Source organism: Streptosporangium sp. NPDC002524, assembly GCF_040295985.1.
GTDB lineage: Bacteria > Actinomycetota > Actinomycetes > Streptosporangiales > Streptosporangiaceae > Streptosporangium.
The window spans coordinates 1-25175 of record NZ_JBEOWK010000027.1 but is presented as its reverse complement, the minus strand read 5'-3'; the positions used below and the strand labels follow the sequence as shown (position 1 = coordinate 25175).

20 protein-coding genes are annotated in these 25175 nt (G+C 73.2%); 9 read left to right on the top strand and 11 right to left on the bottom strand.

The annotated features are described in order from the left end of the window. Positions 1 to 177 precede the first annotated feature (177 nt). The gene (locus ABT053_RS34865) at positions 178 to 918 is read left to right on the top strand and encodes a GntR family transcriptional regulator (RefSeq protein WP_350975037.1); all 741 of its coding nucleotides are present in this window, start codon (positions 178 to 180) and stop codon (positions 916 to 918) included. A 423-nt stretch (positions 919 to 1341) separates the two neighbouring features. Continuing rightward, positions 1342 to 3651 carry an AAA family ATPase gene (locus tag ABT053_RS34860; protein ID WP_350975035.1) on the top strand — a complete coding sequence of 770 codons (2310 nt, stop codon included), beginning with the start codon at positions 1342 to 1344 and terminating at the stop codon, positions 3649 to 3651. A 274-nt stretch (positions 3652 to 3925) separates the two neighbouring features. Here ABT053_RS34860 and clpB read toward each other — a convergent pair whose 3' ends face one another. The 8 genes from clpB to ABT053_RS34820 form a co-directional block, all read right to left on the bottom strand. Next, a complete protein-coding gene (clpB, locus tag ABT053_RS34855) occupies positions 3926 to 6526 on the bottom strand; it encodes an ATP-dependent chaperone ClpB (RefSeq protein ID WP_350975033.1) in 2601 nt (866 codons plus the stop codon). After that, positions 6523 to 7167, bottom strand: coding sequence for a chaperone modulator CbpM (locus tag ABT053_RS34850; RefSeq protein WP_350975030.1), 645 nt, complete (start codon positions 7165 to 7167; stop codon positions 6523 to 6525). The genes clpB and ABT053_RS34850 overlap by 4 nt, the downstream gene beginning before the upstream one ends. After that, positions 7164 to 8126 carry a DnaJ C-terminal domain-containing protein gene (locus tag ABT053_RS34845; protein ID WP_350975027.1) on the bottom strand — a complete coding sequence of 321 codons (963 nt, stop codon included), beginning with the start codon at positions 8124 to 8126 and terminating at the stop codon, positions 7164 to 7166. Before ABT053_RS34845 ends, ABT053_RS34850 begins: the two co-directional genes overlap by 4 nt. Beyond that, the gene (locus tag ABT053_RS43525) at positions 8126 to 8596 is read right to left on the bottom strand and encodes a nucleotide exchange factor GrpE (RefSeq protein ID WP_502991941.1); all 471 of its coding nucleotides are present in this window, start codon (positions 8594 to 8596) and stop codon (positions 8126 to 8128) included. The genes ABT053_RS34845 and ABT053_RS43525 overlap by 1 nt, the downstream gene beginning before the upstream one ends. Positions 8597 to 9029: 433 nt before the next feature. Further along, a complete protein-coding gene (dnaK, locus tag ABT053_RS34835) occupies positions 9030 to 10946 on the bottom strand; it encodes a molecular chaperone DnaK (RefSeq protein ID WP_350975024.1) in 1917 nt (638 codons plus the stop codon). 473 nt (positions 10947 to 11419) lie between these two features. Further along, on the bottom strand, positions 11420 to 11902 hold the full coding sequence (locus ABT053_RS34830; RefSeq protein ID WP_350975023.1) for a YflT domain-containing protein: 483 nt from the start codon (positions 11900 to 11902) through the stop codon (positions 11420 to 11422). Positions 11903 to 12297: 395 nt separating this feature from the next. Further along, positions 12298 to 12939, bottom strand: coding sequence for a response regulator (locus ABT053_RS34825; RefSeq protein WP_350975021.1), 642 nt, complete (start codon positions 12937 to 12939; stop codon positions 12298 to 12300). 371 nt (positions 12940 to 13310) lie between these two features. Next, positions 13311 to 14411, bottom strand: a complete 1101-nt coding sequence (locus ABT053_RS34820; RefSeq protein ID WP_350975020.1) for a sensor histidine kinase — start codon at positions 14409 to 14411, stop codon at positions 13311 to 13313. A 154-nt stretch (positions 14412 to 14565) separates the two neighbouring features. Between ABT053_RS34820 and ABT053_RS34815 the strand changes: the two genes are divergently transcribed. Together ABT053_RS34815 and ABT053_RS34810 are read left to right on the top strand one after the other, a co-directional pair. Further along, the gene (locus tag ABT053_RS34815) at positions 14566 to 15252 is read left to right on the top strand and encodes an ABC transporter ATP-binding protein (RefSeq protein WP_350975018.1); all 687 of its coding nucleotides are present in this window, start codon (positions 14566 to 14568) and stop codon (positions 15250 to 15252) included. Then, on the top strand, positions 15249 to 15983 hold the full coding sequence (locus ABT053_RS34810; RefSeq protein WP_350975016.1) for an ABC transporter permease: 735 nt from the start codon (positions 15249 to 15251) through the stop codon (positions 15981 to 15983). The genes ABT053_RS34815 and ABT053_RS34810 overlap by 4 nt, the downstream gene beginning before the upstream one ends. Here ABT053_RS34810 and menD read toward each other — a convergent pair. Further along, entirely contained in the window at positions 15976 to 17631 is a 1656-nt protein-coding gene (menD, locus tag ABT053_RS34805) for a 2-succinyl-5-enolpyruvyl-6-hydroxy-3-cyclohexene-1-carboxylic-acid synthase (RefSeq protein WP_350975014.1), read from the bottom strand. The two genes, ABT053_RS34810 and menD, sit on opposite strands and share 8 nt — an antisense overlap. Before the next feature lie 329 nt (positions 17632 to 17960). Beyond that, the gene (gene menB, locus ABT053_RS34800; RefSeq protein ID WP_350975188.1) at positions 17961 to 18812 is read right to left on the bottom strand and encodes a 1,4-dihydroxy-2-naphthoyl-CoA synthase; all 852 of its coding nucleotides are present in this window, start codon (positions 18810 to 18812) and stop codon (positions 17961 to 17963) included. A gap of 151 nt (positions 18813 to 18963) precedes the next feature. On the opposite strand from menB, the gene ABT053_RS34795 reads away from it, so the two are divergent. The 3 genes from ABT053_RS34795 to ABT053_RS34785 all read left to right on the top strand — a co-directional run bounded on the left by ABT053_RS34795 (position 18964) and on the right by ABT053_RS34785 (position 22181). Then, positions 18964 to 20115 carry an AMP-binding protein gene (locus tag ABT053_RS34795; RefSeq protein ID WP_350975013.1) on the top strand — a complete coding sequence of 384 codons (1152 nt, stop codon included), beginning with the start codon at positions 18964 to 18966 and terminating at the stop codon, positions 20113 to 20115. 50 nt (positions 20116 to 20165) lie between these two features. Next, a complete protein-coding gene (locus ABT053_RS34790; protein WP_350975011.1) occupies positions 20166 to 20540 on the top strand; it encodes a hypothetical protein in 375 nt (124 codons plus the stop codon). 195 nt (positions 20541 to 20735) lie between these two features. Next, positions 20736 to 22181, top strand: coding sequence for an RNA polymerase sigma factor (locus tag ABT053_RS34785; RefSeq protein ID WP_350975010.1), 1446 nt, complete (start codon positions 20736 to 20738; stop codon positions 22179 to 22181). Between the two features lie 212 nt (positions 22182 to 22393). On the opposite strand, the gene ABT053_RS34780 is transcribed toward ABT053_RS34785, so the two are convergent. Beyond that, positions 22394 to 22603, bottom strand: coding sequence for an MbtH family protein (locus ABT053_RS34780; protein WP_350975008.1), 210 nt, complete (start codon positions 22601 to 22603; stop codon positions 22394 to 22396). 396 nt (positions 22604 to 22999) lie between these two features. On the opposite strand from ABT053_RS34780, the gene ABT053_RS34775 reads away from it, so the two are divergent. Both ABT053_RS34775 and ABT053_RS34770 read left to right on the top strand, forming a co-directional pair. Further along, complete coding sequence (locus tag ABT053_RS34775; RefSeq protein WP_350975007.1) at positions 23000 to 23761, top strand: 2,3-dihydro-2,3-dihydroxybenzoate dehydrogenase; 762 nt, start codon at positions 23000 to 23002, stop codon at positions 23759 to 23761. 20 nt (positions 23762 to 23781) lie between these two features. Beyond that, entirely contained in the window at positions 23782 to 25134 is a 1353-nt protein-coding gene (locus tag ABT053_RS34770; RefSeq protein ID WP_350975006.1) for an isochorismate synthase, read from the top strand. Positions 25135 to 25175: the final 41 nt, after the last annotated feature.

The window sequence follows — 25175 nt, the reverse complement described above, 5'->3', positions numbered from 1 at the left end:
CGGGGATCCGGGACCGTTCCGGCGCGCCGGGCCCGCCTCGCCCCCGCCTCCCATCCTGTACGAGGACCCCGGCCCCGCACGCGCCGGCCGGGCACCTCCGCGAGCCCTGGCCGGTTTTTGTCAAGACATTCTGATGTCCGCTAGCCTGACGGCGCGGCGTGTCAACCTGGAGGGCGAATGACGGCGCAGCTCGCCATCGATCTCGACCGGTCCAGCCCGGTCCCGCTCTACTTCCAGGTGGCCGAGCAGATCTCCGAGGCCATCCGCCGCGGCGACCTGCCCCCCGGGTCGCGGCTCGACAACGAGATCCTGCTCGCCGACCGGCTGGGCCTGTCGCGGCCGACCGTCCGCCAGGCGATCCAGTACCTGGTCGACAAGGGCCTGCTGGTGCGCAAGCGGGGCGTCGGCACCCAGGTGGTGCACGGCCAGGTCAAGCGTTCCGTCGAGCTGACCAGCCTCTACGACGACCTGCGCAGGGCGGGCCAGGAGCCGGCCACCAGGGTGCTGGTCCTGTGTCCGGCCCCGGTGGAGGAGGAGGTCGCCACGGTCCTCGGCGTCGCGCCCGGCACCGAGATGCTCCGCCTGGAGCGGATCCGCTACGCCGCCGGGGAGCCGCTGGCCCTGCTGCACAACTGGCTGCCCTCCGGTCTCGCCCCGCTCACCACCGAGGGCCTCCAGGAGCGCGGGCTGTACGAGATGCTCCGCGCCGCGGGGGTTCGGATGCGCGTGGCCAACCAGCGCATGGGGGCACGGGCGGCCACGGCGGCCGAGGCGAGGCTGCTCGGCGAGCGGCGCGGGGCGCCGCTGCTCACGATGGTCCGCACCACCTACGACGACCAGGGCAGGGCCGTCGAGCACGGCTCCCACGTCTACCGCGCCTCGCACTACTCCCTGGAGGTCACGCTCATCGAGCGCTGACCGGGCGGGCGATCACCCCCGCCGAGCCCCGGCCGGTCAAGAGATCACCCCCGTCGAGCCCTTGCCGAACGGGGGATCACGCCCGCCGGACACCGGCCGGGTGAGGAGATCACGCCGTCGAGCCGCACGCCGGCAAGAGGCCACGCCCGCCGGACGCCGGTCGGACGCCCGTCGGACGAGGAGACCACGCTGCTCAGGCGCCCGCCGAGCCGCTTCCCGCGCGCTCACCGGGCGCGGCCGGGCCGTAAGAGGGCCCGGCCGTAAGAGGTCGTAAGGGGGCATGAGTGGGCATGAGGTCAAATCTGTCCCAAACCACCGGTGCGCGGCGGTGCCCGACGCGTGATGATTCGTCCCCTGGGGATGTCATACGCGTAATCACTGCTCAGGAAGCCCGCCGTATGACCCCAGATCCGAGACAAGACTATGCGCGGCCGGAAAGATGAGTGGGCGGCGGTCCTCGCCCTGCTGGGAGGTGTCACGTCCGCCACCGGGAACGTCGTACTCGTCGAGGGCGAACCGGGGACGGGAAAGTCACTGCTGCTCGCCGAGGCCGCGAGCGCCGCGACCGCGCGGGGGACGGCGGTGGCGAGCGGGCGGGCCGACGAGCTGGGGCGGCTGACCCCGCTGGGACCGCTGCTGGCCGCGCTCGACGAGTCACCGGCGGCCCTCGTGCCCACGACCAGCAACGCCTTTCCCGACGGGCCGGGACTGCTGCTGTGGCTGGCCGAGCAGGTCCGCACCTCGCTGGAGCGGAGGCTGGCCTCGGGGCCGCTGCTGGTGGTGCTGGACGATCTCCAGTGGGCCGATCCCGCCACGGTCATGGCCCTGCGGACGATGCCCTCGCGGCTGGCCTCGTACCCCGTGGCGTGGCTGCTGGCCTGCCGCGACACCCCGGCGCGCGGCGAGGCGGGACGGCTGTTCGGCCTGCTGGAGGAGGAGGGGGCCACCCGGATCGTCCTGGGCCCCCTCGACGAGGGTGCGGTGGCCGAGGTCTCCGCCGACATCCTGGGCGCGGCCCCCGGGGAGGGGCTCGCGGCGCTGGCCGCCCAGGCCGGTGGCAACCCGCTCCTGCTCACCGAGCTTCTCACCGGGCTGCGCGAGGAGGACGCCGTCCTGGTCGAGGACGGCGTCGCGCGGCCGGCCGGGAACACGCCCGCCGGGGCGGTGCCTCCGGGGCTGCCCCCGCGCCTGCACGCCGCCGTCCGGCGGCGGCTGGACGAGCTCGGCACCAGGACCCGGTACCTGCTGGAGGCCGTCGCGGTCCTCGGGCGCTCGTTCACCCCGGCGTACGCGGCCGAGATGCTCGGCGAGACCCCGGCCGCGCTGCTTCCCCCGCTGGAGGAGGCGCTGGCGGCCGGGGTGCTCGTGGCGACCCGCGACGAGCTGTCGTTCCGGCACGAGCTGGTGTGGCGGTCGATCGTCGACCAGGTGCCGGCACCGGTGCGGCGGGCACTGCGGGAGCAGGTCGAGCGCGCCGCCGGGGCCCGCCGGTCCCTCCCGTCCCGTGGCGGCGACGGCGGGACGGGGAGGCTCGTGGACCTGGCCCTGCTCGCGTGGGACGAGGGCGGGCTCTCGCGGGGGCTGGACCTGGCGCGCGAGGCCGCGGGACGACCGGCCTGCGGCCGGCACCGGCAGCCGAGGGCGGTGCTGGCCTCGATGCTGATCGACCTCTGGTTGCTGGACGAGGCGGGACTGGCGACGGAGGGCGCCGCGGAGGAGGCCGACGCCGAGGGCGAGCCCGAGTGGGCCGCCGAGATCCCCGTCCTGCGCGCCCGGCTGGACCTGGCCGCGGGCCGTCTCGGCGGCGCGATCGAGCACGGGGAGGCCGGCCTGACCGCCGCCGGGACCCTGGACGCCCCGCTCCTGGCCTCCTCGGCCCTGTCGGTGCTCGGTACCGCGTCGCTGCGGTCGGGCGACCTGCCGGGGGCCATCAGGTACATGGAGAGGGACCTGGTCAGGTCGGCGCCCGGCACACCTCCCCGCACCCGGCTGTGGTCGGAACTGACGGCCGGGCGGATCAGCGAGGCGCGCGACGGCGCGGCGGGCGGCATGAGCTCGCTCGGCGGGATCTACGACGCGCTGCCCCGGCACATCGGGGCCCTGACCGGCGAGCCCACCGCCGCGGCGTGGCTGGTACGGGTGGCGATGGCGGCGGACGACCGGCGCAGGGCCGACACCGTGGTCGGCGCGGCCGAGGACATCGCCCGGCGCAACCCGGCCCTGCCCGGCCCGTCGGCGTCCGCCCACCACGCGCGGGGCCTCAGGGAGGGCGACGCCGAGTCGCTGCGCCGCGCGGTGGCCGGGCACACCGACCCCTGGGCCAGGGGGTCGGCCGCGGAGGACCTCGGCGTGCTGCTCGGCGCGGGCGACGGCTGCCGGGACCTGGCCGTGGAGAACCTGAAGGCCGCGCTGGCCTGCTACGGGGCCGTGGAGGCCACCCGGGACGCGGCGCGGGTACGGGGCAGGCTGCGGCTGCTGGGCGAGCGGTGCCGCCACTGGGCCAGGACCGACCATCCCGTGTCGGGGTGGGCGAGCCTGACCGGTACCGAGCAGGCCGTCTGCGACCTGGTCTCCCAGGGGCTGACGAACCGGAACGCCGCCGAGCAGATGTTCATCAGCGAGCACACCGTCGCCTTCCACCTGCGGCAGGTCTTCCGCAAGCTGGGCATCCACTCGCGGGTCGAGCTGGCCAGGCTGGCCGCGCAGGAGAACGACCCCCGGTGCCCCCGCTGAGGCACGGCCCCCGCCAGGCGGGACGACGATGGACCGGGCTCTCCCCGTACCTGTAGGTGACGGCGAGCTCGTCCGCTGAGGCACGACCCCCGTCAGGCGGGACGACGGTGGACCGGCTCTCCCCGTATCTGTAGGTGACGGCGAACTCGTCCGCTGAGGCACGGCCCCCCGTCGGGCGGGACGACGGTGGACCGGCTCTCCCTGTACCCGTAGCCGCTGAGGCACAGCCCCCGCCAGGCGGGCCGACGATGGACCGGCTCCCCCGGTAGACGGCTCACCCATAGGTGACGTCGAGCTCGTCCCCGGCGAGGTCCACCCGGACCACGGCACCCTCGTCCGCCTCCCCCGACAGGAGCGCGCGGCCGATGCGCGTCTCGACCTCCCTGGCGATGAACCGGCGCAGCGGGCGCGCGCCGTACACGGGGTCGTAGCCCCGCTCGGCGATGTGCCGCAGCGCCGCCTCGGTGACCTCCAGCCGGATGCCCCGCCGCTCCAGGCGGGTCCGCAGCTCGACGAACATCAGGCCGACGATGCGCTCGATCTCCTCGGGGGTGAGCGGCTTGAAGACCACGACGTCGTCGACGCGGTTGAGGAACTCGGGACGGAAGTGCGAGCGCAGCTCGGCCATCACCCGCTGCTGCGCCTCGGGCTCGATCTCCCCGTCCGGCGTGACGCCGTCGAGGAGGTACACGGACCCGAGGTTGGAGGTCATGATCAGGACGGTGTTGCGGAAGTCGACGGTCCTGCCCTGCGCGTCGGTGAGCCGCCCGTCGTCGAGCACCTGCAGCAGCGTGTTGAAGACGTCGGCGTGCGCCTTCTCCACCTCGTCGAAGAGCACCACGGAGTACGGCTTGCGCCGCACGGCCTCGGTCAGCTGGCCGCCCTCCTCGTACCCGACGTAGCCGGGGGGCGCGCCGACGAGGCGGCTCACCGTGTGCCGCTCCTGGTACTCGCTCATGTCGATGCGGATCATGTTGTCCTCGGTGTCGAAGAGCGCCTCAGCGAGCGCCTTGGCCAGCTCCGTCTTGCCGACGCCCGTGGGCCCCAGGAAGATGAACGACCCGATCGGGCGGCGCGGGTCCTTGATGCCGGAGCGGGCCCGGATGACGGCGTCGGCCACCAGCCGCACCGCCTCGTCCTGGCCGATCACCCGCTCGTGCAGGATCTGGTCGAGCCGCAGGAGCTTCTCCCGCTCGCCCTCGCGCAACCGGCTCACCGGGATGCCCGTCCACCGGGAGACGATCATCGAGATCTCCTCGTCGGTGACGACCTCGCGCAGCAGGCGCGACGTCCCCTGCTTGGCCGACAGCCGTTCCTCCTCCGACTCCAGCCGCCGCAGCAGCTCGGGCAGCCTGCCGTGCCGCAGCTCCGCGGCGCGGTTGAGGTCGTAGTCGCGCTCGGCCCGCTCGGCCTCCGCGCGTACCTGCTCCATCTCCGCGCGCAGGGCCTGGACGGCGCGCAGGGCGTGCCGCTCGGCCTCCCACTGCGCCCGCATGGCGTCGGCCTCGGCGTGCAGGTCGGCGAGCTCCCTGCGCAGCTCCTCCAGCCTGGCCCCGCTCGCGGAGTCCTCCTCCTTGGCGAGCGCGGCCTCCTCGATCTCCAGGCGCATCACCCTGCGGGTGAGCTCGTCGAGCTCGGCGGGCATCGAGTCGATCTCCGTACGGAGCATCGCGCACGCCTCGTCGACCAGGTCGATGGCCTTGTCCGGCAGGAAGCGGTCGGAGATGTAGCGGTGGCTCAGCACGACGGCCGCCACCAGCGCGCTGTCCTGGATCTTCACCCCGTGGAAGATCTCCAGGCGCTCGCGCAGGCCGCGCAGGATGGACACGGCGTCCTCGACCGACGGCTCGTCGACCATCACCGGCTGGAACCGGCGCTCCAGGGCGGCGTCCTTCTCGACGTGCTTGCGGTACTCGACGAGCGTCGTCGCCCCGATCATGTGCAGCTCGCCCCGGGCGAGCATGGGCTTGAGCATGTTGCCCGCGTCCATCGCGCCCTCGGCGGCCCCGGCGCCCACCACGGTGTGCATCTCGTCGACGAAGAGCAGGATCCGCCCCTCGGCGGCCTTGACCTCGTTGAGCACCGCCTTGAGCCGCTCCTCGAACTCGCCCCGGTACTTGGCCCCGGCCACCAGCGAGCCCATGTCGAGGCTGAAGACCGTCTTGCCCTTGAGCCCCTCGGGCACGTCCCCGTGGCTGATCCGCAGGGCGAGTCCCTCCACGATGGCGGTCTTGCCCACGCCGGGGTCGCCGACGAGGACCGGGTTGTTCTTGGTCTTGCGGGACAGGATCTGGACGACGCGGCGGATCTCGGCGTCGCGCCCGACGACCGGGTCGAGCTTGCCCGACACGGCGTCCGCCACCAGGTCGCGCCCGTACTTCTCCAGCGCCTCGTACGCCACCTCGGGCATCGCGGACGTCACCCGCTGGTTGCCGCGGATCGCGGTGAGCGCCTTGAGGAAGCCGTCCCTGGTGAGCCCCTGCTCGTGCAGCAGCCGCCCGGCGGAGGCCGAGCTGCCCTCCTCGACCAGGGCGACGAGCAGGTGCTCCACCGACACGTACTCGTCCTTCAGCCGGTCGGCCTCCCGCTTGGCCGTCTCCAGCAGGCGCGAGAGCCGCTGCGTCACGTATACCTGGCCGGGCGAGGCGCCGGGGCCGCTCACCCGGGGGCGGCGGCCCAGCTCCGCCTCCAGCTCGGCCCTGAGCCGGTCGGTGTCGACGTTCGCGTACGAGAGCAGGCGGGGTGTCAGCCCCTCTGGCTGGTCGAGCAACGCCAGCAGCAGGTGCTCGCCGTCCACCTCGGTGTGCCCGAACCGCAGGGCCTTGGTCTGCGCGTCGTGCAGCGCCTCCTGCGACTTCTGCGTCAGCCGGTTCATGTCCACGGCGAGCCTCCGATGGTTCGGGGACGACCGCGCTGGGCGGCCTCCAGGTCGGCGATGCGGTCCAGCAGGTCCAGTACGAGGCCGATCGCCGCGTAGTTGATCGAGAACCCGGCCCGCAGCCGCCGGATCCGCGCCATGACGAGCAGCTGGGAGGGCGGGAGCCACAGGTGCCCGGCGGCGTCGGTCCAGGCGTCGAGCACGCCCAGCACGACGAGGCGCCGCACCAGCTCGGGGTGGGTCCCCGTCGCCCTGGCGAACGTCTCCAGATCCAGCCGCTCGGGCCTGGCCAGCTGATAGGTCCTGACCGTCTCCGGCTGTGCCTCTCTTCGGGCCTCTTCTTGCGTCCCTCGCCGGGCCTTTCCCCGGACCTCTTGCCGGATCTCTTGCCGGGCCTCCCGCCGCCCCTCCCGTGGCTGGGAGGCCGCGCCCTTGTCCGAGACGGGCCTGGCGCTGTCCGGAACGGGCCTGGCGCTGTCCGGGACGGGCCTGGCGCTGTCCGGGACGGGCCTGGCGCGCTCTCCACCGGCCGTGTCCGCCGTGTCCGCCGCGTCCGATCTGCCCGCCCTGTCCCCCCGCGAGCGGCCGGGGCGCGGGTCCGGGCGGGGCGTCCCGCGCTCCGGGAACGAGTGGGTCATCGCCGCCTCCTCGGGTCGAACGCGGAGACAGCGGCGAGCTGCTCGAACAGCTCCCGTTCCTCCTCCGCCAGCCGGTCCGGGACCATGATCCGCACCTCGGCGTACAGGTCACCGGGCTTGTCGCCACGGCTGGGCATCCCCCGGCCGCGCAGCCGCAGCCGCCTGCCGCTGGACGTTCCCGGCGGCACCTTGACCTTGGCCTCGCCCGCGGGGGTGTCGACCACGACGGAGGCGCCGAGCGCCGCCTCCCACGGGGTGACCGGGAGCAGGACGTGGAGGTCGCGTCCCTCGATCCGGTAGCGGGGGTGCGGGGCGATCCTGACGATCAGGTAGAGATCGCCCGGGGCCGCCCCGTCGCCGCCCCGGCCGCCCTGCCCGGCCAGCCTGACGCGCTGCCCGTCGGTGACGCCCGGCGGGATGTCGACCCGCAGCCCGCGCGAACCGACGGTGATGGAACGAGGCCCGCCCCGGTACGCCTCCTCGACGGTCAGGACGATCTCCGCCTCCTGGTCGGCGCCGGGGATCGGCCCCCAGCTCGCGCCGGACCGGCCCCTCCTGCCGGAGAACAGCCCCTCGAAGAGGTCGTCGAGGTCGACCCCCTCCTGGAAGCCGCCGAAGCCCGCGCCCCCGCCCCGGGCACCGCCCCCGCCCCGGGCACCGGCCCCGCCCTGTCCGGCGCCCGCCCCGCGTTTCCTGGAACGCGCCCACGTCTCCGGGTCCACGTCGTCGGGCACCTGGCGGAACTCCGGCCCGAACGCGTCGTAGCGGCGCCGGGTCTCGGGATCGGACAGCACGCTGTAGGCCTCGGAGACCTCCTTGAAGCGGTCCTCGGCGGACGGGTCCTTGTTGACGTCGGGGTGGTTGGCCCGCGCCAGCTTGCGGTAGGCGCGCTGGATGTCCTCCTGGCTCGCCCCCCGCCGTACGCCGAGGATCTCGTAGAAGTCCCGGTCGGGGGGCATCATGCCCCCTTGGCCACCACGACCAGCGCGGGCCGCAGCTGCTGTTCGCCGTCCCCGTAGCCGGGGCGCAGCACCTGCAGGACCGTGCCGTCGGGAACGCCCTCCCGCGCGAGCACGCCCACCGCCTCGTGCCTGGCCGGGTCGAACACGGCCCCGGTGTCGTCGCGGCGCGCGTAGCCGAGGCGGGACAGCACCTCCTGCGCCTGGTCGCGGATCGCCCGCATCCCGTCGACGATGGAGCCGGGATCGGTCTCAGCGTGCTCCAGCGCGCGATCCAGGTTGTCCAGTACAGGCAGCCATTCCCCGGCGGCCCGCGCCCGCTCGTCCGACCGGGTCCGCTCGGCGTCCCTGCTGACGCGCTTACGCAGGTTGTCGAGGTCGGCGAGAGCGCGCCGCCAGCGGTCCTGGAGGTCGGTCACCAGAGCCTGCAGCTCCAGAACGCGCCTCTGAAGTCCGTCCGGGGTGTCCAAGGCGTCCGAGGTGTTTGAAGCGTCTGAGGTGCCCTGAGCACCCTGGGCACCCGGGACGCCCGCCTGCCCCTCCTGGACGTCCGCCCCCTGGTCACTCGTCCCCTGCCCATCGCGCCGGGTCTCGGACCCCGGGGAGCCCTGAGGCTCCCCGTTCCCGCGACGGCCGGAAGGCTGGTCGGAGAACCGCTCGGGGGACGGCTCGGAAGGCCGGTCAGAGGGCTGATCGGAAGGCCGCTCGTGGGCCCGCGCCTCCCGGCCGGCATCCCGCCCCGGGCCATCCTCCCGGTGACGCCCCCGGTCGTGATCCTGACCAGGGTCCCGGCCGCGCTCCGGGTCGTACGGCCTCCGGTCCCGCGGCTCCCGGCCGGGCGGGTCGTACCCGCCGCGCGGCTCCCCGGCACGGCGCGGGGCGGGGCGGCCACGTCCGGGTGTCTCACTCATCGGTCGTGAACTCCGCGTCGATGACGTCGTCGTCCCGGCCGCCCGGCGAACCGGACGCCCCCGCGGCCCCCGCACCGCCCGCGGCTCCCGGGCCGCCCCCCGCACCCTGGGCGCCGGAACCGGCCGTGCCGAGGCTGTGGTAGACCTGCTGGAGCTCGGCGGTGAGCGAGCGGACCCGGTCGAGCGGGGCCTCCTGCTTGATCGCGTCACGGGCGTCGTGCGACAGCATGTCGGCCCGCGCCCTCTCGTGGACGGGGACCGCGTCGCCCAGCTCCGCCAGGCGGTGCTCCACCTGGTAGGCGGCGCTGTCGAGCTCGTTGCGGGCGTCCACCACCTGCCGCATCCGCTGGTCCTCCTCGCGGTGCCGTTCGGAGTCGGCGACCATCCGCTCGACCTCGCTCATGTCCAGGTTCGAGCTTTCACTGATCGTGATGCGCTGCTCGGCGCCGGTGTCCTTGTCCTTGGCCGAGACGTTGAGGATCCCGTTGGCGTCGACGTCGAACGTCACGTCGACCTGCGGCACGCCCCTGGGCGCCGGGCGGATGTTCTCCAGCCGGAACCGGCCCAGGGGGCGGTTGTCGGCGGCGCGCTCGCGCTCGCCCTGCAGCACGACGACGTCCACGGCGCTCTGGTTGTCCTCGGCGGTGCTGAACGTCTCGGAACGGCGGGCCGGGATGGTGGTGTTCCGCTCGATGACCTTCGTCATCACCCCGCCGAGCGTCTCGATGCCGAGGGAGAGCGGGGTCACGTCGAGCAGTACGACGTCCTTCAGCTCGCCCTTGATGACGGCCGCCTGGACCGCGGCGCCCAGCGCCACGACCTCGTCCGGGTTGACCGTCATGTTCGGTTCCTTGCCGCCGGTCATGCGGCGTACCAGGTTCTGCACGGCGGGCATCCGGGTCGAGCCGCCCACCAGGATCACCTCGTCGATGTCGTCGGCGGTGAGCTTGGCGTCGGCCATGGCCTGCCGGACGGGCCCCTGGCACCGTTCGAGCAGGTCGGCGGTGATCTCCTCGAAGGTCGAGCGCCTGAGCGTGGTGTTCAGGTGCTTGGGGCCCGAGGCGTCCGCGGTGATGAAGGGCAGGCTGATCTGCGTCTGGGTGACCGCCGACAGCTCGACCTTGGCCTTCTCCGCGGCCTCGAACAGCCGCTGCAGGGCCTGCGGGTCCTGGCGCAGGTCGATGCCGTTGTCCCGCTGGAACTCGTCGGCGAGGTAGTCGACCACGCGCCGGTCGAAGTCGTCGCCGCCCAGGTGGGAGTCGCCCGCGGTCGCCCGTACCTCCACGACGCCGTCCCCGATGGCGAGGACGCTGACGTCGAAGGTGCCGCCGCCCAGGTCGAAGACGAGCACGGTCTCGCTCTCCTGGCGGTCGAGGCCGTAGGCGAGGGCCGCCGCGGTCGGCTCGTTGATGATCCGCAGGACTTCCAGACCGGCGATCTTCCCGGCGTCCTTGGTGGCCTGGCGCTGGGAGTCGTTGAAGTACGCGGGCACGGTGATGACCGCCTCGGTGACCTTCTCCCCAAGGAACTTCGAGGCGTCGTCCACGAGCTTGCGCAGGACGGCCGCGGCGATCTCCTCGGGCGCGTACAGCTTCTCATTGATCTTGAAGCGGACGGCTCCGTCGGGGCCGGGGACGACGTCGAACGACACGGCGGTCAGCTCGCTGGCGACCTCGTCGTGGCGGCGGCCGATGAAGCGCTTGGCCGAGTAGATCGTTCCCTTGGGGTTGAGGATCGCCTGGCGGCGGGCCAGTTGCCCGACCAGTCGCTCACCGTTGTCGGTGAACGCCACGACCGAGGGCGTCGTCCGCGCTCCCTCGGCGTTGGGGATCACCGTGGGCTTGTCGCCCTCCATCGTGGCGATCACCGAGTTGGTGGTACCCAGGTCGATTCCGACTGCTTTAGGCATGTTGCCCTCCTATGCGCTGTGGCACCGGCTGCGCTGTGGCACCGGTTGCGCTGTGGCACCGGCGCTCGCCGGACGGCACCGCCGCCCCGCCCACGACATCCCGGCGTCCCCGGGCCCGGTGGTTCCGCGCCCCGCCGGGCCCCGGCGAGGACCGGTCCCGGTCGAAGATCGAGCTCGATGCGGGCCGGGCCCGGCGAGAAGCCGGAACCGGCGAAGACCCGGACCGACGAAGACCTGAGCCGACAAGGATCTGGGCCGATGAAGACCAGGACCCGATGACGACCGTGGCCGACGCGAACCAGGACCCGGCGGATCCGGCCGCCCGGCCGAGCGTCCCCGCGGCCAGGCGGCCGAGCAACCGGGCGACCGGCCGTCCAAGCACAGGACGGTGACGCGGACGGCGTCGCCCGCGCCCCGCGCCCCCGTCCGTGCGGGCTCCGGCCCGAGGGCCGGGGGCGGCGGGCGGACGCCGGTCAGATCTGCTGATGCATCTGCTGGGACGTGCCCACGTCGAGCAGTCTGCGCGCCTCGGCGGCGTGCGGGGCCGCGACCAGCACCTCGTAACGGTCGGCGACGATCGCGCTCGACGAGAGGAAGTCGCGCTTGCCCCCGGTGAGCGCGTGGCCGACCAGTCCGAAGATCGCTCCGGCGATGGCACCCCAGATCAGGCCCCACAGGACCAGCACGAAGGGGAACCGCCCGGGAGTGAAGATCGCGAAGAACAGGCCGATCAGCAGTCCGAACCAGGCTCCGGTCGCCGCGCCCATCCCCGCGGCGCGCAGATAGGTCAGCCGCCCGAGCACCTGCTCGACGAGCCGGAGACCGACCCCGACGATCATCGTGTGCTCGACCGGGAACTTCTGGTCCGACAACCGGTCCACGGCACGCTGGGCCTCGGCGTAGTCGCCGAAACCCGCCACCGTCTCGTGTCCGGTCAAACTGACGTCAGGTCGCATGGCACTTCCCTTCGACGGGCACCCGCGAGGTGAATCCGTACGCGATCCAGCCTGACCCCGTGACGGCCTCCCCACATCCCCAGACCTGACAGTCATCGACCGTCCCCGCCCTCCCCGGCACCGGCCCCCGGGCCTGGCCGCTCGGGGATCAGAGCATGCCGGAGCCGACCCTTCCGGCCATCCCCGGTGCCGGTGTCCCGAGCCAGGTCAGCCGAGAGCCGGGCCATGCCGGAACCGGCCGTTCCCTCCATCCCCGGGCCGATGTCCCGGACCAAGTCGGTCGGGGGACCAGACCATGCCGAAATCGACCGTTCCGGTTACCTCCAGCGTCGGTGTCCCATCCGGGTCAGTCGAGGACCGAGGCGTGCCGAGACCGGCCGGTGCCCCGAGTCCGGTCAGTCGGGGACCAGGCCGTGCCGGAAGGCGTAGGTCACCGCCTGAGCCCGGTCGCGCAGCCCCGCCTTGGCGAAGAGGTTGTTGATGTGCGTCTTGACCGTCGCCTCGGAGATGAACAGCTCCCCGGCGATCTCCGCGTTCGAGCGGCCCGCCGCTATCAGCCCCAGCACCTCGCTCTCCCTGCGGGTCAGCCCGTCCGGCAGGTCCGGCGCGCGGCGGCTCCCGGCCACCGCCTCGGCCAGCCGCCGCTGGACGGCCGGGTCGAACTGGGCCTCGCCCCCGACCACGGTGGCGATGGCCGAGGCCAGGGACTCCGCGTCGGTGTCCTTGGTCAGATAGCCCCGCGCCCCCGCGCCCAGCGCGGCGAAGACCGACTCGTCGTCGGAGTACGTCGTCAGGACCACCACGTGGATCTCCGGGTTGGCCGCCCTGATCCTGCGGGTCGCCTCCACCCCGTCCATGCGGGGCATCCGCAGGTCCATCAGGACCACGTCGGGCCTGAGCGAACCGGCGAGCCCGACCGCCTCCCGCCCGTCGGCCGCGGCCCCCACGACCTCGACCCCGGGCAGCAGCCCCAGCAGCAGCACCAGCCCCTCGCGCACCACCGTCTGGTCGTCGGCCACCAGCACCCGCACGGTCACACCGGCCCTCCTCGTCCCTCGAAGTCCTCCGAGGTCCCCCGAAGTCCCTCGCGTTCCCTTGAAGTCCCCCGAAAGCCCTTGGAGTCCTCCGAAAATCCCTCGCAGTACTTCCAAGTCCCTCGAAGTCCCCTGACGTCCCTCACGGTCCCCCGAAGTCCCCTGGAGTCCCCCGAAGTCCCCCGGAGTCCCCGCCCCTCGAAGCCCCGGAGCCCCCAGTCCTTCGCGATCCCTCGCAGTCCTCCGGAGCCCCTTGAAGTCTCCCGGAGTCCCCTGAACCCCGAAACCCCAAGAAACCCCCTCGGACCCCCCGGACCCGCACCCGCACCCCGGTGCCGTTCCCGCCCCCGTGGCGGAACGACATCGCGGGCGGCTCACGCCGGGACCCGCAGCAGGACCTCGAAGCCCTCCACGCCCGGCCGCGCGGCCAGCGAACCGCCGATCAGCTCGGCCCGCTCGCGCATCCCCACCAGCCCGTATCCCCCTCCCTGCGGCGCCGGCGCCCCCGCCGGGCCGCCCGTGTCGCGTACCTCCAGCTCGCACCACGCGCCGGTGCGGCGCAGCGCCACCGACACCGCGGCGCCCGGCGCGTGCTTGCGTACGTTCGTCAGTGCCTCCTGCGCGGTCCTGGCCACCGCCAGCCTGGCCCCCGCCTCCAGCGAGCCGAGGTCCCCCGTGACCGAGACCGCGCAGGACGAGCCGGTCACCGACCGGAACTCCACCGCCAGCCGCTCCAGCCGCTCGGCCAGCGGAAGCTCCTGCCCGCGCAGCACGTCGAGCGCCCGGCGGGTCTCCTCCAGCCCCGCGCGCGCCAGCCGCACGGCGCGGTTGACCCGGTCGAGGGCCGCCGCCGGGTCCTCGCCCCGCTCCAGCAGCAGCCGCGCGCCCTCCAGGTGGACGATCTGCGCGGACTGCGAGTGCGCCAGGATGTCGTGGACCTCCCTGGCCAGCCGCGCCCGCTCGGCCAGCACCGCCTCGCCCGCCCGCGCCTCGGCGAGCGCCGCGGCGTGCTCCCTGGTCGTCCTCACGTGCCGCATCAGGAAGATGACGACGGCGACGTAGGTGAGGCCGAAGAGGTTGCCCAGCAGTTCCCAGCCCCGCAGCCCGAGCAGGAAGGACAGGGCCGTCGTTCCCGCCATGTCGGCCGTGACCAGGATCACCGCCGTCCAGAAACGGGTCCTGAACGGCGTGGCGAAGACGACGAAGTACAGGAACCCCATGCCGCTGTAGCGACTGATCACGTGCAGGGCGAGCCCTCCGGCCAGGGCGGCCGCGAGCAGCCAGGCGTTGCGCCGCGTGTCCCGGCCCAGCAGCGCCCACACGCAGCAGCCGAAGGCGGCGGCGGCGAGGGGAAGCACCGTGAGCGCGCCCGGCCAGCCCGTCTCGACCACGACGAGCACCGGGCTGGAGAGCAGGTACACCGCCAGCGCGACGGCGAGGAGCCGGCGCACCCAGGGGCGGCGGAGGAACGTCACGACCACAAGTTATCCGTGCCCCCGGCGGCGGGCCATGGGCCCCGGGGTGGAGATCGTCTCCACCCCGGCCGCCACGCCCTCCCCCCGGGTGGACGTCGCGGGTTCCACCCCCGGGACCGTGCTTCCCCACCCGCCCGGGAGCCATCGTCGAGGCATGTCAGCAATCAGCGTCACCCACCTCGGCAAGTCGTTCGGCGGGGTACGAGCCGTCGACGACCTGTCGTTCACGGTGGAACGGGGAACACTCACGGCCTTCATCGGCCCCAACGGGGCGGGCAAGACCACCACCCTGCGCATGATCCTCGGCCTGGTCACGCCCACCGAGGGCACCGCGACCGTCGGCGGCGGCCCCTACCGCGACCTGGAGCACCCGGTCTCCACGGTCGGCGCGGTACTGGAGGCCACGGCCTTCCACCCGGGCCTGAGCGCCCGCACCCACCTGGAGGCGCTCCGCCTCGCCGCCGGGCTGGATCCCGAGCGCGTGGAGCACGTGCTGGAACAGGTCGACCTCACCGCCTCGGCCGGCCGCAGGGTGGGCGGCTTCTCCCTGGGCATGCGCCAGCGGCTCGCCCTGGCCTCCGCCCTGCTGGGGGACCCGGAGATCCTCGTCCTCGACGAGCCCGCCAACGGCCTGGACCCGGAGGGCATGCGCTGGCTGCGGGGCTTCCTGCGGGCCTACACCCACCAGGGGCGCACGGTCCTGGTCTCCACGCACGTGCTCGCCGAGATCCAGCAGATCGCCGACCACGCGATCGTCGTACGGGCGGGGCGCCTCGCCTGGCAGGGACCGCTCAGCCCGGAGACCGACCTGGAGGAGCTCTACATGGAGGTGACCGCGTGACCGGCCTGATCCGCGCCGAGCTGCTCAAGGCGCGCGCGAGCCGTACCACCTGGGTCCTGGCCGCCCTCGCGCCCCCGCTGTGCGTGGCCTGGGCGGGGCTGATGGTCCTCCTGATGGGACAGGGCGGCGGGATGCCGCTCGACGCGCGGATCGAGAACGTCTACAGCATGACCCAGCAGGCCTACGTCTTCACCCTGGTGCTCGGCGTGCTCGGCATGGCCGGGGAGAACCGGCACCAGACGATCACCTGGCAGTTCCTGGTCACCCCCAGGAGGGACCGGGTGGTGAGGGCGAAGCTGGCCGCGTACGGGATCGTCGGCCTGCTGATCGCCGCGGCCTCGGCGCTGGTCACGCTGGTGGCGGGCCTGGTCATGCTCGGCCTGGCCGGGTACCCGGCCTGGACCCCCCGGGTGCCCGCGGTCCTGCTCGGCTCGGCGCTCGCGGTCGCCCTGTACGCCCTGCTCGGGGTGGGCCTGGGCGCCCTGATCCGCAACCAGGTCGCGGCGGTGGCGGTGGCCCTGGCCTGGTTCATGTACGCCGACTACCTGCTCGTGAGCTTCCTGCCCGACCTGGGCAGGTGGCTGCCGACCGGGGCGGCCCGCGCGCTGAGCGGCATGCCCCTGGGCGGCGAGCTGCTGCCCGTCTGGGCCGGAGGACTGCTGTTCGCGGGCTACGTCGCGGCGGCCGTGCTCGCCGCCCGCGCGCTGACACTCCGCCGCGACGTCACGTGACCGCGCGGACGGCGGCGTGGGCGGCGTCGCGCATCACCGCGTGCAGCCTCGCGTTGGACTCCCGGTCGGTGCGCACCTCGACGACGCGCAGCCCGTCGCCGCGCAACGCCTTGACCAGCTGCCCCGGCTCGTCCACGAAGGTGTACGGAGTGCCGGTGGCGGCGGCCACGTAGCCCAGGTCCACCCCGTGCGAGGTGCCGAAGACCCGCTCGAAGGGGTCGCGCAGCGCGGCCTGGGGAAGCAGCGAGAAGATCCCGCCGCCGTCGTTGTTCACCACGACCAGGCACAGGTCGGGGCGCGGCTCGCGGGAGCCGAGGAGCAACCCGTTCTGGTCGTGCAGGAAGGTCAGGTCGCCCATCAGGGCGTAGGAGGGGCCGTTGTGGGCGAGGGCGGCGCCCATCGCGGACGACACCACCCCGTCTATCCCCGCCGCCCCCCGGTTGGCCATGATCCGCAGACCCCGCCGGGGACGCATCGCCTGGTCGAGGTCGCGGATCGGCATGGAGGAGCCGGAGAACAGCAGCGACCCGTTGGGCAGCGCCTCCGCCAGGTCGCGGGCCAGGCGCGGCTCGCTGAGCCCCTCCGCGTCGAGCACCTCGTCGATCGCGTTCCTCGCCGCCGTCTCCGCGCGGCGCCAGGAGTGCAGCCACGCGTCGTCGCCCGCGGCGACCGGGATCTCCACCACCTGGGCCACCTGGGTGGCCGAGCGGGTCGGGTCGGGCCAGCGGGTCAGGTCGGGGGCGACCACGATGTGCTCGCCCGCGTGCCTCAGCCAGTTGAGCAGCGGCCGGGACAGGCCGGGGCGGCCCAGGGTGACCACGACGTCGGGGCGGTGCCGGTCGGCGAACTCCGGGGTGCCCAGCAGGAAGTGGTAGGCCGACATCGCGTGGTCGCCGTAGCGGGCGCCGCCGTTGGGCTCCGACAGGACCGGCCACCCGGCCATGCCCGCCGCCGCCACGTATCTGCGCGTGTTGGTCGCGCCGTCGCCGACGACCAGCACGCCCCGCCTGGTCGGCGGCAGGTGCAGCGCCACCGGCGGGGAGGACACCCTGGCGCGGACCCACGGGCCCCCGGCGTCGCCCTCCAGGGACTCGCACCAGGACGGGTCGCCGTCCGGGATCAGCGGCTCGCGGAAGGCCACGTTGAGGTGGACGGGGCCGGGGTCGTACGGGCCCATCGCGCGCTGGTAGGCGCGGCAGGCCGTCGAGCGCCAGTAGGCGACCTGGCCGGGGCGGTCCTCGGGCACGCCGACCTCGCTGAACCAGCGGACGGACGTGCCGTACAGCTTGACCTGGTCGACGGTCTGGCTGGCGCCGGTGTCGCGCAGCTCGGGCGGGCGGTCGGCGGTGAGCACCAGCAGCGGCACCCCCGACTCGTGCGCCTCGACGACGGCCGGGTGGAAGTTGGCCGCCGCGGTGCCGGAGGTGCAGATCAGGACGACCGGACGCTCGCTGCGGCGGGCCAGGCCCACCGCCAGGTAGGAGGCCGAGCGCTCGTCCACCCGCACGTGCAGGCGGATGCGGCTGTCGGCGTGCACGGCCAGGGCGAGCGGCGCCGAGCGCGAACCGGGTGCGAGCACCACGTCCGTGAGACCGCAGCGGGCCAGCTCGTCGACCAGCACCGTCGCGAGCGCGGTCGCGGGATTCACCGCACCGCCTCCTTATCTCAGCACCCGGGGGTGAGTCCGTCTCGAGGCGCGCGGAAGCGACCTCGCCTACGCGGGACGGCGCGCGCCGGGACCGAATCCGTCCGGGTCCCCGCCGCCCCGGGGAGCGGCCGGGGAACGCGCCCGCACCGCCCGCCGCCGCGCCGGAACCTGTCTCGGGCCGCCCCTGGGGGCGGCGATCCGTCCTCGCCGCTCCCGGGAACGACGACCTGCCTTCGGCCGTCCCCGAGGACGGCGACCTGTCTTCCCGCCGCTCCTGGGACGCTCCTGGGAACGGCGGCCTGTCATGGGCCGATGCCTCTGGACCGCCCCTAGGGGCGGCGCGGGAACCTGCCGAAGTCGGGGGCGCGCTTCTCCTTGAACGCGTTGCGGCCCTCCTGCGCCTCCTCGCTCATGTAGTAGAGCAGGGTGGCGTCACCGGCGAACTGCTGCATCCCCGCGGCGCCGTCGGTCACCGCGTTCAGCGCGCCCTTGAGCATGCGCAGGGCCAGCGGCGACTTGTCCAGCATCTCCCTGGCCCATTTGACCGTTTCGGTCTCAAGATCGGCGAGCGGCACGACCGCGTTGACCAGGCCCCAGTCGAGGGCCTTCTGCGCGTCGTACTGGCGGCAGAGGTACCAGATTTCGCGGGCCCGCTTCAGGCCGACGGTCTCGGCCAGCAGCCAGGAGCCGTAGCCGCCGTCGAAGGAGCCGACCTTGGGGCCGGTCTGGCCGAAGACCGCGTTGTCGGCGGCGATGGACAGGTCGCAGCACACGTGCAGCACGTGGCCGCCGCCGATGGCGTAACCGGCGATCATCGCGATGACCGGCTTGGGACAGCGGCGGATCTGGACCTGGAGGTCGAGCACGTTGAGGCGGCCGACGTGCGGGGTGGACTTGTCGACGTAGCCGTCGTCGCCGCGGATCTTCTGGTCGCCCCCGGAGCAGAAGGCCCGGTCGCCCGCGCCGGTGAAGATGATCACGCCGACCTCGGCGTCCTCCTGGGCGGCGTTGAAGGCGTCCCTGAGCTCGAAGAGCGTGGTCGGGCGGAACGCGTTGTGCCGCTCGGGGCGGTTGATCGTGATCTTGGCGATGCCCTCGCCGGTCTCGTAGATGATGTCCTCGTACTGCCCGGACCTCTTCCAGTCGACCGCGCCGTCGCGCTCGGAGGCCGTCTCCGTCACCACCTGCTCCTCCACGCCCGGGTCGACCCGCTCCGTGCCCACGTTGGCTTCACCCTCTCCGCTTTACCGGGACCACCCCGGCAGTTGTCCGGCTTTCGGCACTAACCTTACGACTGTGATGACCATTCCTGTGCATGAGGAGTGGCTTTCCGTGCAAAGGGAATTGCACGCCGTGGTTTCGGCGCCGGGCCCGGAGCTGTTCCGGGCCGTCGGCGCGGCACTCGACGGCAGCGGTCCCGCCGTGCTGCCCCTCTCCCCCTCCCTGCCCGCTCCCGCGCTGCGGGCGGCGCTCGACGCGCTGCGCCCGACCCACGTCGACGGGGTCCCCCGCGAGGGCGGTGTCGGCGTGCCCGCCGAGGTCGCGGTGGTCATCGCCACCAGCGGCTCGACCGGTGTCCCCAAGGGCGCGCAGCTGTCCGCCGAGGCTTTGCTCGCCTCCGCGTCGGCCTCGCTGCGGCGCCTGGGCGCCGGGCCCGGCGAGCGCTGGCTGTGCTGCCTGCCCCCCTCGCACGTGTCGGGCCTGCAGGTCCTGGTGAGGTCGCTGCTGGGCGGGACCGAGCCGATCGTGCACGACGGGTTCTCCCCCGAGGCCGTGCTCTCCAGCGGCGCGGACCACGTCTCGCTGGTGCCGACCCAGCTGCGCCGCCTGCTCCAGGCGGGCCAGACGGATTTATCGGTGTTCAAGACGATCCTGCTCGGTGGTGCCGCCGCTCCCCCCGGCCTGCTCGCCGAGGCCCGCGCGGCCGGGGCCCGGGTGGTCACCACGTACGGCATGAGCGAGACCTGCGGCGGGTGCGTCTACGACGGCGAGCCCCTCGACGGGGTGGGGGTCGGCGTCGGCGACGACGGCCGGATCCGCCTGGACGGGCCCGTGCTGTTCTCCGGCTACCGGCTGCGCCCCGACCTCACCGAGGCCGTCCGCGACGGCGGCTGGTTCCTCACCTCCGACCTGGGCGTCCTGGAGGGCGGGCGGCTGCGCGTGCTGGGGCGGGCCGACGACGTTATCAACACCGGGGGCGAGAAGGTCGTCGCCGCGGCGGTGGCCGCCGTGCTGGCCGAGCATCCCGCGATCGCCGACGCCGTCGTGGTCGGCCGTCCCGACCCCGAGTGGGGCGAGCGGGTGGTGGCCGTCGTCGTCTCGCCGTCTCCGCCGTCCCTGGCCGAGGTGCGCGCCTTCGCCAAGGAGCGGCTGCCCGCCTACGCGGCCCCCGCCGAGCTGGTCGTTGTGCCCGAAATACCGCTTTTGGCCAATGGCAAGCCAGATCTTGAAACTCTCCGTTATGGTCGTGATCGGGAACCGTGAAGGTGCCGAGACACGTCCAACAGAGAGCCGAAGCAGGAAGGACAAGCCCGATGAACGTCACCCGGAAGACATGGGTCTCGGCCGGAATCGTGAGCCTGGTCCTCGCCGGCGGCATATCCGTCACGGCGGCCGCCGCGTCGGGCGGGATCGGGAGGTCGGAGAAACCGGCGGCCGAGCCGGTGCCGATCGCCCCGAACGAGCCCGGTCCGCCCTCGCACGAGCCCTCCCCGACCGCGTCCACCCCTCCCGCGGAGGACTACGTGGTGTCCAGGGAGGTCAACCCCGACCCCGAGAAGGTCATCGGCTACTGGAACGAGAACCGTCTGGAGGAGGCCGAGCCCTTCCCGATGCCCATGGTCGACGGCCCCCTGCTCGAAGGGTCCTCCGACCCGGCTCCAGAGGGTCCCGCAGAAGTGATCGAATAGGCTTTTTCCGGCGCTCGGACGCGGGTGGATCGCCGGGAAGGCGGTCCGCCCCTCATATTTTCCGGGCCGGGTCGGGAACAGAAAGTTCTTGACTGGGGTTATTGGTACTGGTGCGCTGAGCGGCCCCCAGACCGCCCCACCCCAAGACCAGCAGACCGTAAATTCCGAAGACTCCGTGATGGAGGAGGTGTCCTCATGCCCCCAACCGCCGTGGCGACCTCATCTGAGGCCCCGACGACCCTCGACCAGCTCCTTGACCGAGGGCGAGTCCAGGGCCACCTTTCCCTCGCGGAGCTGCGCCACGCCTTCGCCGAGGCGGGGATCAGCCCCACCGAGGGCAGGTCGATCCTGCGGGAGCTCACCGAGGCGGGCGTCAGCCTGGCGGCGGAGAACGAGCCCGCGCTGTCCGGCGCCAAGAGCACCCGTAAGACCGCCGCCAAGACCCCGGCGCGCAAGACCACCAAGACCGCGCCCGCCCGCAAGGGCACGGCGAGGACCGAGACCGCGGCCGACGCCCCGGCCGGCGCCGAGCCCGCGGGCGGTCTCAAGACCGCCAGGGCCGCGAAGAAGACCACGAGCGCCACGACCACCAAGGACGTCAAGGACGTCAAGGACGTCAAGGACGCCAAGGCCGTCGCGGCGGAGCTCGACGACGAGTGGAACCCGCCGGAGGAGGCCGAGGTGGCCGAGGTGGAGGCCGAGCCGACCCTCGACCTCGACGACCAGTCCTCCGTCATGGGCGACTCGGTGCACACCTACCTGAAGTCGATCGGCCGCCGCACCCTGCTCACCGCCGCGCAGGAGGTCGAGCTGGCCAAGCGCATCGAGGCCGGCCTGTACGCCGAGTCCAAGCTGGAGGCCGAGCCGGGCCTGTCCGCGGTCGCGCGCGACGACCTGGAGTGGATCGCCGAGGACGGCCGCCGGGCCAAGGACCACATGCTGGAGGCCAACCTCCGCCTGGTCGTCTCCGTGGCGAAGAAGTACACCGACCGGGGCATGGCCCTGCTCGACGTGGTCCAGGAGGGCAACCTGGGCCTGATCCGCGCGGTGGAGAAGTTCGACTACACCAAGGGCTACAAGTTCTCCACCTACGCCATGTGGTGGATCCGCCAGGCCATCCAGCGCGGCTTCGCCGACTCGGCCCGCACCATCAGGCTGCCGGTGCACGTGCTGGAGATGCTCTCCAAGCTGTCGCGCGTCGAGCGTGACATGCACCAGCGTCTGGGCCGCGAGCCCACGCCGGAGGAGCTGGGCGCCGAGCTCGACAAGACCCCCGACCAGATCGAGGAGCTGCTGCGCACCAGCCGCCAGCCGATCAGCCTCAACGCCACCATCGGCGAGGACGGCGAGACCACCATCGGCGACCTCATCGAGGACGTCGACTCGCCCGAGGCCTCGGAGGTCGTCGACCGCCAGCTGCTGGGCGAGCAGCTGCGCGGCGTGCTCGGCAACCTCTCCCCCAGGGAGGCCAAGATCATGGCCCTGCGCTTCGGCCTCGTCGACGGCAAGCCCCACACCCTCGACGAGATCGGCAAGTATCTCGGCCTGACGCGCGAGCGCATCCGCCAGCTGGAGAAGGAGTCGCTCTCCAAGCTCCGCCACCCCAGCAACACCCGCCCGCTGCTCGACTGGGCCAGCTGACCCAGCCAGGCCAGGCCCCCGTCCCGGCATCACGAAGGGCGCCACCGCGTAACCTCCCGGTCCGCGGTGGCGCCCTTCGCCGCGTTCCGGCCCTCGCGGGGAGTGCCCCCCGGAGGGACCGGCAGGAGCGCCGGAGCGCCCCTCCCCGAGGGTCCGGGTACGGAAAACCGGGGCGACGGTTCCCGTACCGGCCCTCGAAGGTCCTGTGGGAATCAGCCGCCCATCTCGGCGACGAGGCTCCTGGGACGCATGTCGGTCCAGGAGCCCTCGACGTAGGCCAGGCAGCCGGCGCGGGAGTCCTCACCGTGGACGATCTCCCAACCCGGGGGGACGTCGGCGAACGCGGGCCACAGCGAGTGCTGGCCCTCGGCGTTCGCGAGCACCACGAAGGACGCGCTCTCGTCGTCGAAGGGGTTGGTCATCGGATACCTCCAGCGTGATCGTGTCGGACGGCGAACCCGGCGCCGGCCGCCCGCACGGGCGGTGCGGGGTCTCCCACCGGCGCGCCCGGGGGCGGCGGCCGCCGTTTTCCCGCCGGACGCGAGGAGCCCGTCCGGGCACGAGAAAAAGGCAGACGAAAATGGCATAACTGCGTGCACCTCAGCGAAGTGCCTGGTCACGACGTTGTACGAGTGGCCGGAGAGACCACTGGGGCGGAGTGTCTTATTAGGGAAGCCTAACCTAAAATCTACCCCATTGACGCCAATGTCAAGATGACCAATCATCAGGAAGCAGATCAACTTTGACTCTCAACCGCCGCACTCTCGACAATCAGGGTAAATGAGGCAAGGCTAACCTAACTTATCAGTGAGGTGAGCGTGATCGATAGGCAGGACCATCCCGGGCTTCCCGGGACGGTGGCCCTCGTCACGGGCGCCGCCGGGGGCATCGGGGCCGCCGTCGCGGTAGCCCTCGCCCGTGCCGGGGCGGTCGTGGCCGGAGTCGACGTACGAGACGGGCCCTGGGACGGCCGCGAAGGGCCGGTGGCCCGCCACCGGGCCGACGTCGCCGACCCCGGGCAGGTGGACGCGGTCGTCGGGAAGGTCGAGGACGAGCTGGGACCGATCGGGATCCTGGTCAACGTCGCGGGCGTGCTGCGCACCGGCGCGGTGACCGAGATTGGCGCCGACGACTGGGCCCGGGTGTTCGCGGTGAACGCGGGCGGGGTCTTCCACGCCGTCCGGGCCGTCGCCCGCCGCATGATCCCCCGCGGCGGCGGGACGATCGTGACCGTGGCGTCCAACGCCGCGGGCGTGCCGCGCGTCGGCATGGCGGCGTACGCGGCGTCCAAGGCCGCCGCGGTGATGTTCACCCGGTGCGCCGGGCTGGAGCTCGCCCGCCACGGCATCCGCTGCAACGTGGTCTCGCCCGGATCGACCGACACCGCCATGCAGGCGGGGTTCGACCCCCGCGCGGTGCTCGAAGGAGACCCCTCCTCCTATCGCGTGGGCATCCCGCTGGGCCGGCTGGCCGACCCCGAGGACGTCGCCGAGGCCGTGATCTTCCTGGCCTCGGACCGCGCCCGGCACATCACCATGCAAGACCTGTACGTGGACGGCGGCGCCACGCTCAGGGCCTGAGCTCCCCCGAAAGGTCAGCCTTGACAATCGCATACGAGGCGGTCAGCGCCACCGAACTTCTCGGCGAGTACCGGCCGGGCTCCTCATCGATCTTCTCCTCTCCCCGGCACACCCTTCTCGCCGGAGGCGTCGCCGACGTGGTGGCGCCCGCCTGGACCATGCGGGAGCTGGCCGAACGCGTACGCGAGCACCACGACCTGGTTCTCGGCGCGATCCCGTTCGACGACCCCGCCTCGGCCCGGCTGATCACCCCGGTACGGGCCCGCTGGGCCGACCCCTTCGTCCCCGGCGAACCCCCTCCCCGCCAGGGCGCCCGACCATGGCGGATCACCCCCGTCCCCACCCCCGCGGAGCACCTGGAGAGCGTACGACGCGTGCTGGAGCTGCTCGGCACCGGCGCGGTGGAGAAGGTGGTGCTGGCCAGGTCGCTGGAGCTGACGAGGCCGGAGCCGGTCGACGTCGCCGCGATGGTCCGGCGCCTGGCGGTCCGCGACCCGCACGGCCACGTCTTCGCCGTCGACCTGCCCGGCGGGCGGACCCTGGTGGGCGCCAGCCCCGAGCTGCTGGTCTCCAGGGACGGGCCCGCCGTCGTCGCCAACCCGCTGGCCGGCTCCGCCGCGCGCAGCGCCGACCGCGCCGAGGACCGCCGCCGCGCGGCGGCGCTGCTCTGCTCGGCCAAGGAGCAGCACGAGCACGCGGTCGTGGTCGAGGCCGTGGCCGCCGCGCTCGCCCCGCACTGCCGGACGCTGAGCGTCCCGGCCGAGCCGTCGCTGATCTGCACCTCCACCATGTGGCACCTGTCCAGCAGGATCACCGGGAGGCTCGCCGACCCGCGCACCACCGCGCTCGACCTGGCGGTCGCCCTGCACCCCACCCCCGCGGTCTGCGGGACGCCCACCGCCGCGGCGCGCGCCGCGATCGCCGGCATCGAACCCTTCGACCGGGGCTTCTACACCGGCATGGTCGGCTGGTGCGACGCCTCGGGGGACGGCGAGTGGGCGGTGGCGATCCGCTGCGCGGAGGTGACCGGCGGCGGCGTCCGGCTGTTCGCCGGTGGCGGGATCGTCACGGGCTCGGTCCCCGAGGAGGAGCTGGCCGAGACCTCCGCGAAGTTCCGCACCCTCCTGCAGGCCCTCGGACTGGCCCCGGACCTCGACGTGGACCTGGACCTCGGCACCGGCCACAGCACCGACCTGGACACCGGCCACAGCACTGACCTGGACACCGGCCTGGGCACCGGCCACGGCACCGACGTGGGCGGCCACGGCACCGACGTGGGCACCGGCCTGGGCGCGGACCCGGTTGCCGGGATGGGCGCCGTCACCGTCATCGGGGAGAGGCCCCGGGGGTCTCGTTGCGGAAGTTGCGGTTGATCTCGAAGACCTTCTCCAGCCCGCCGACCACCAGCCGCTTG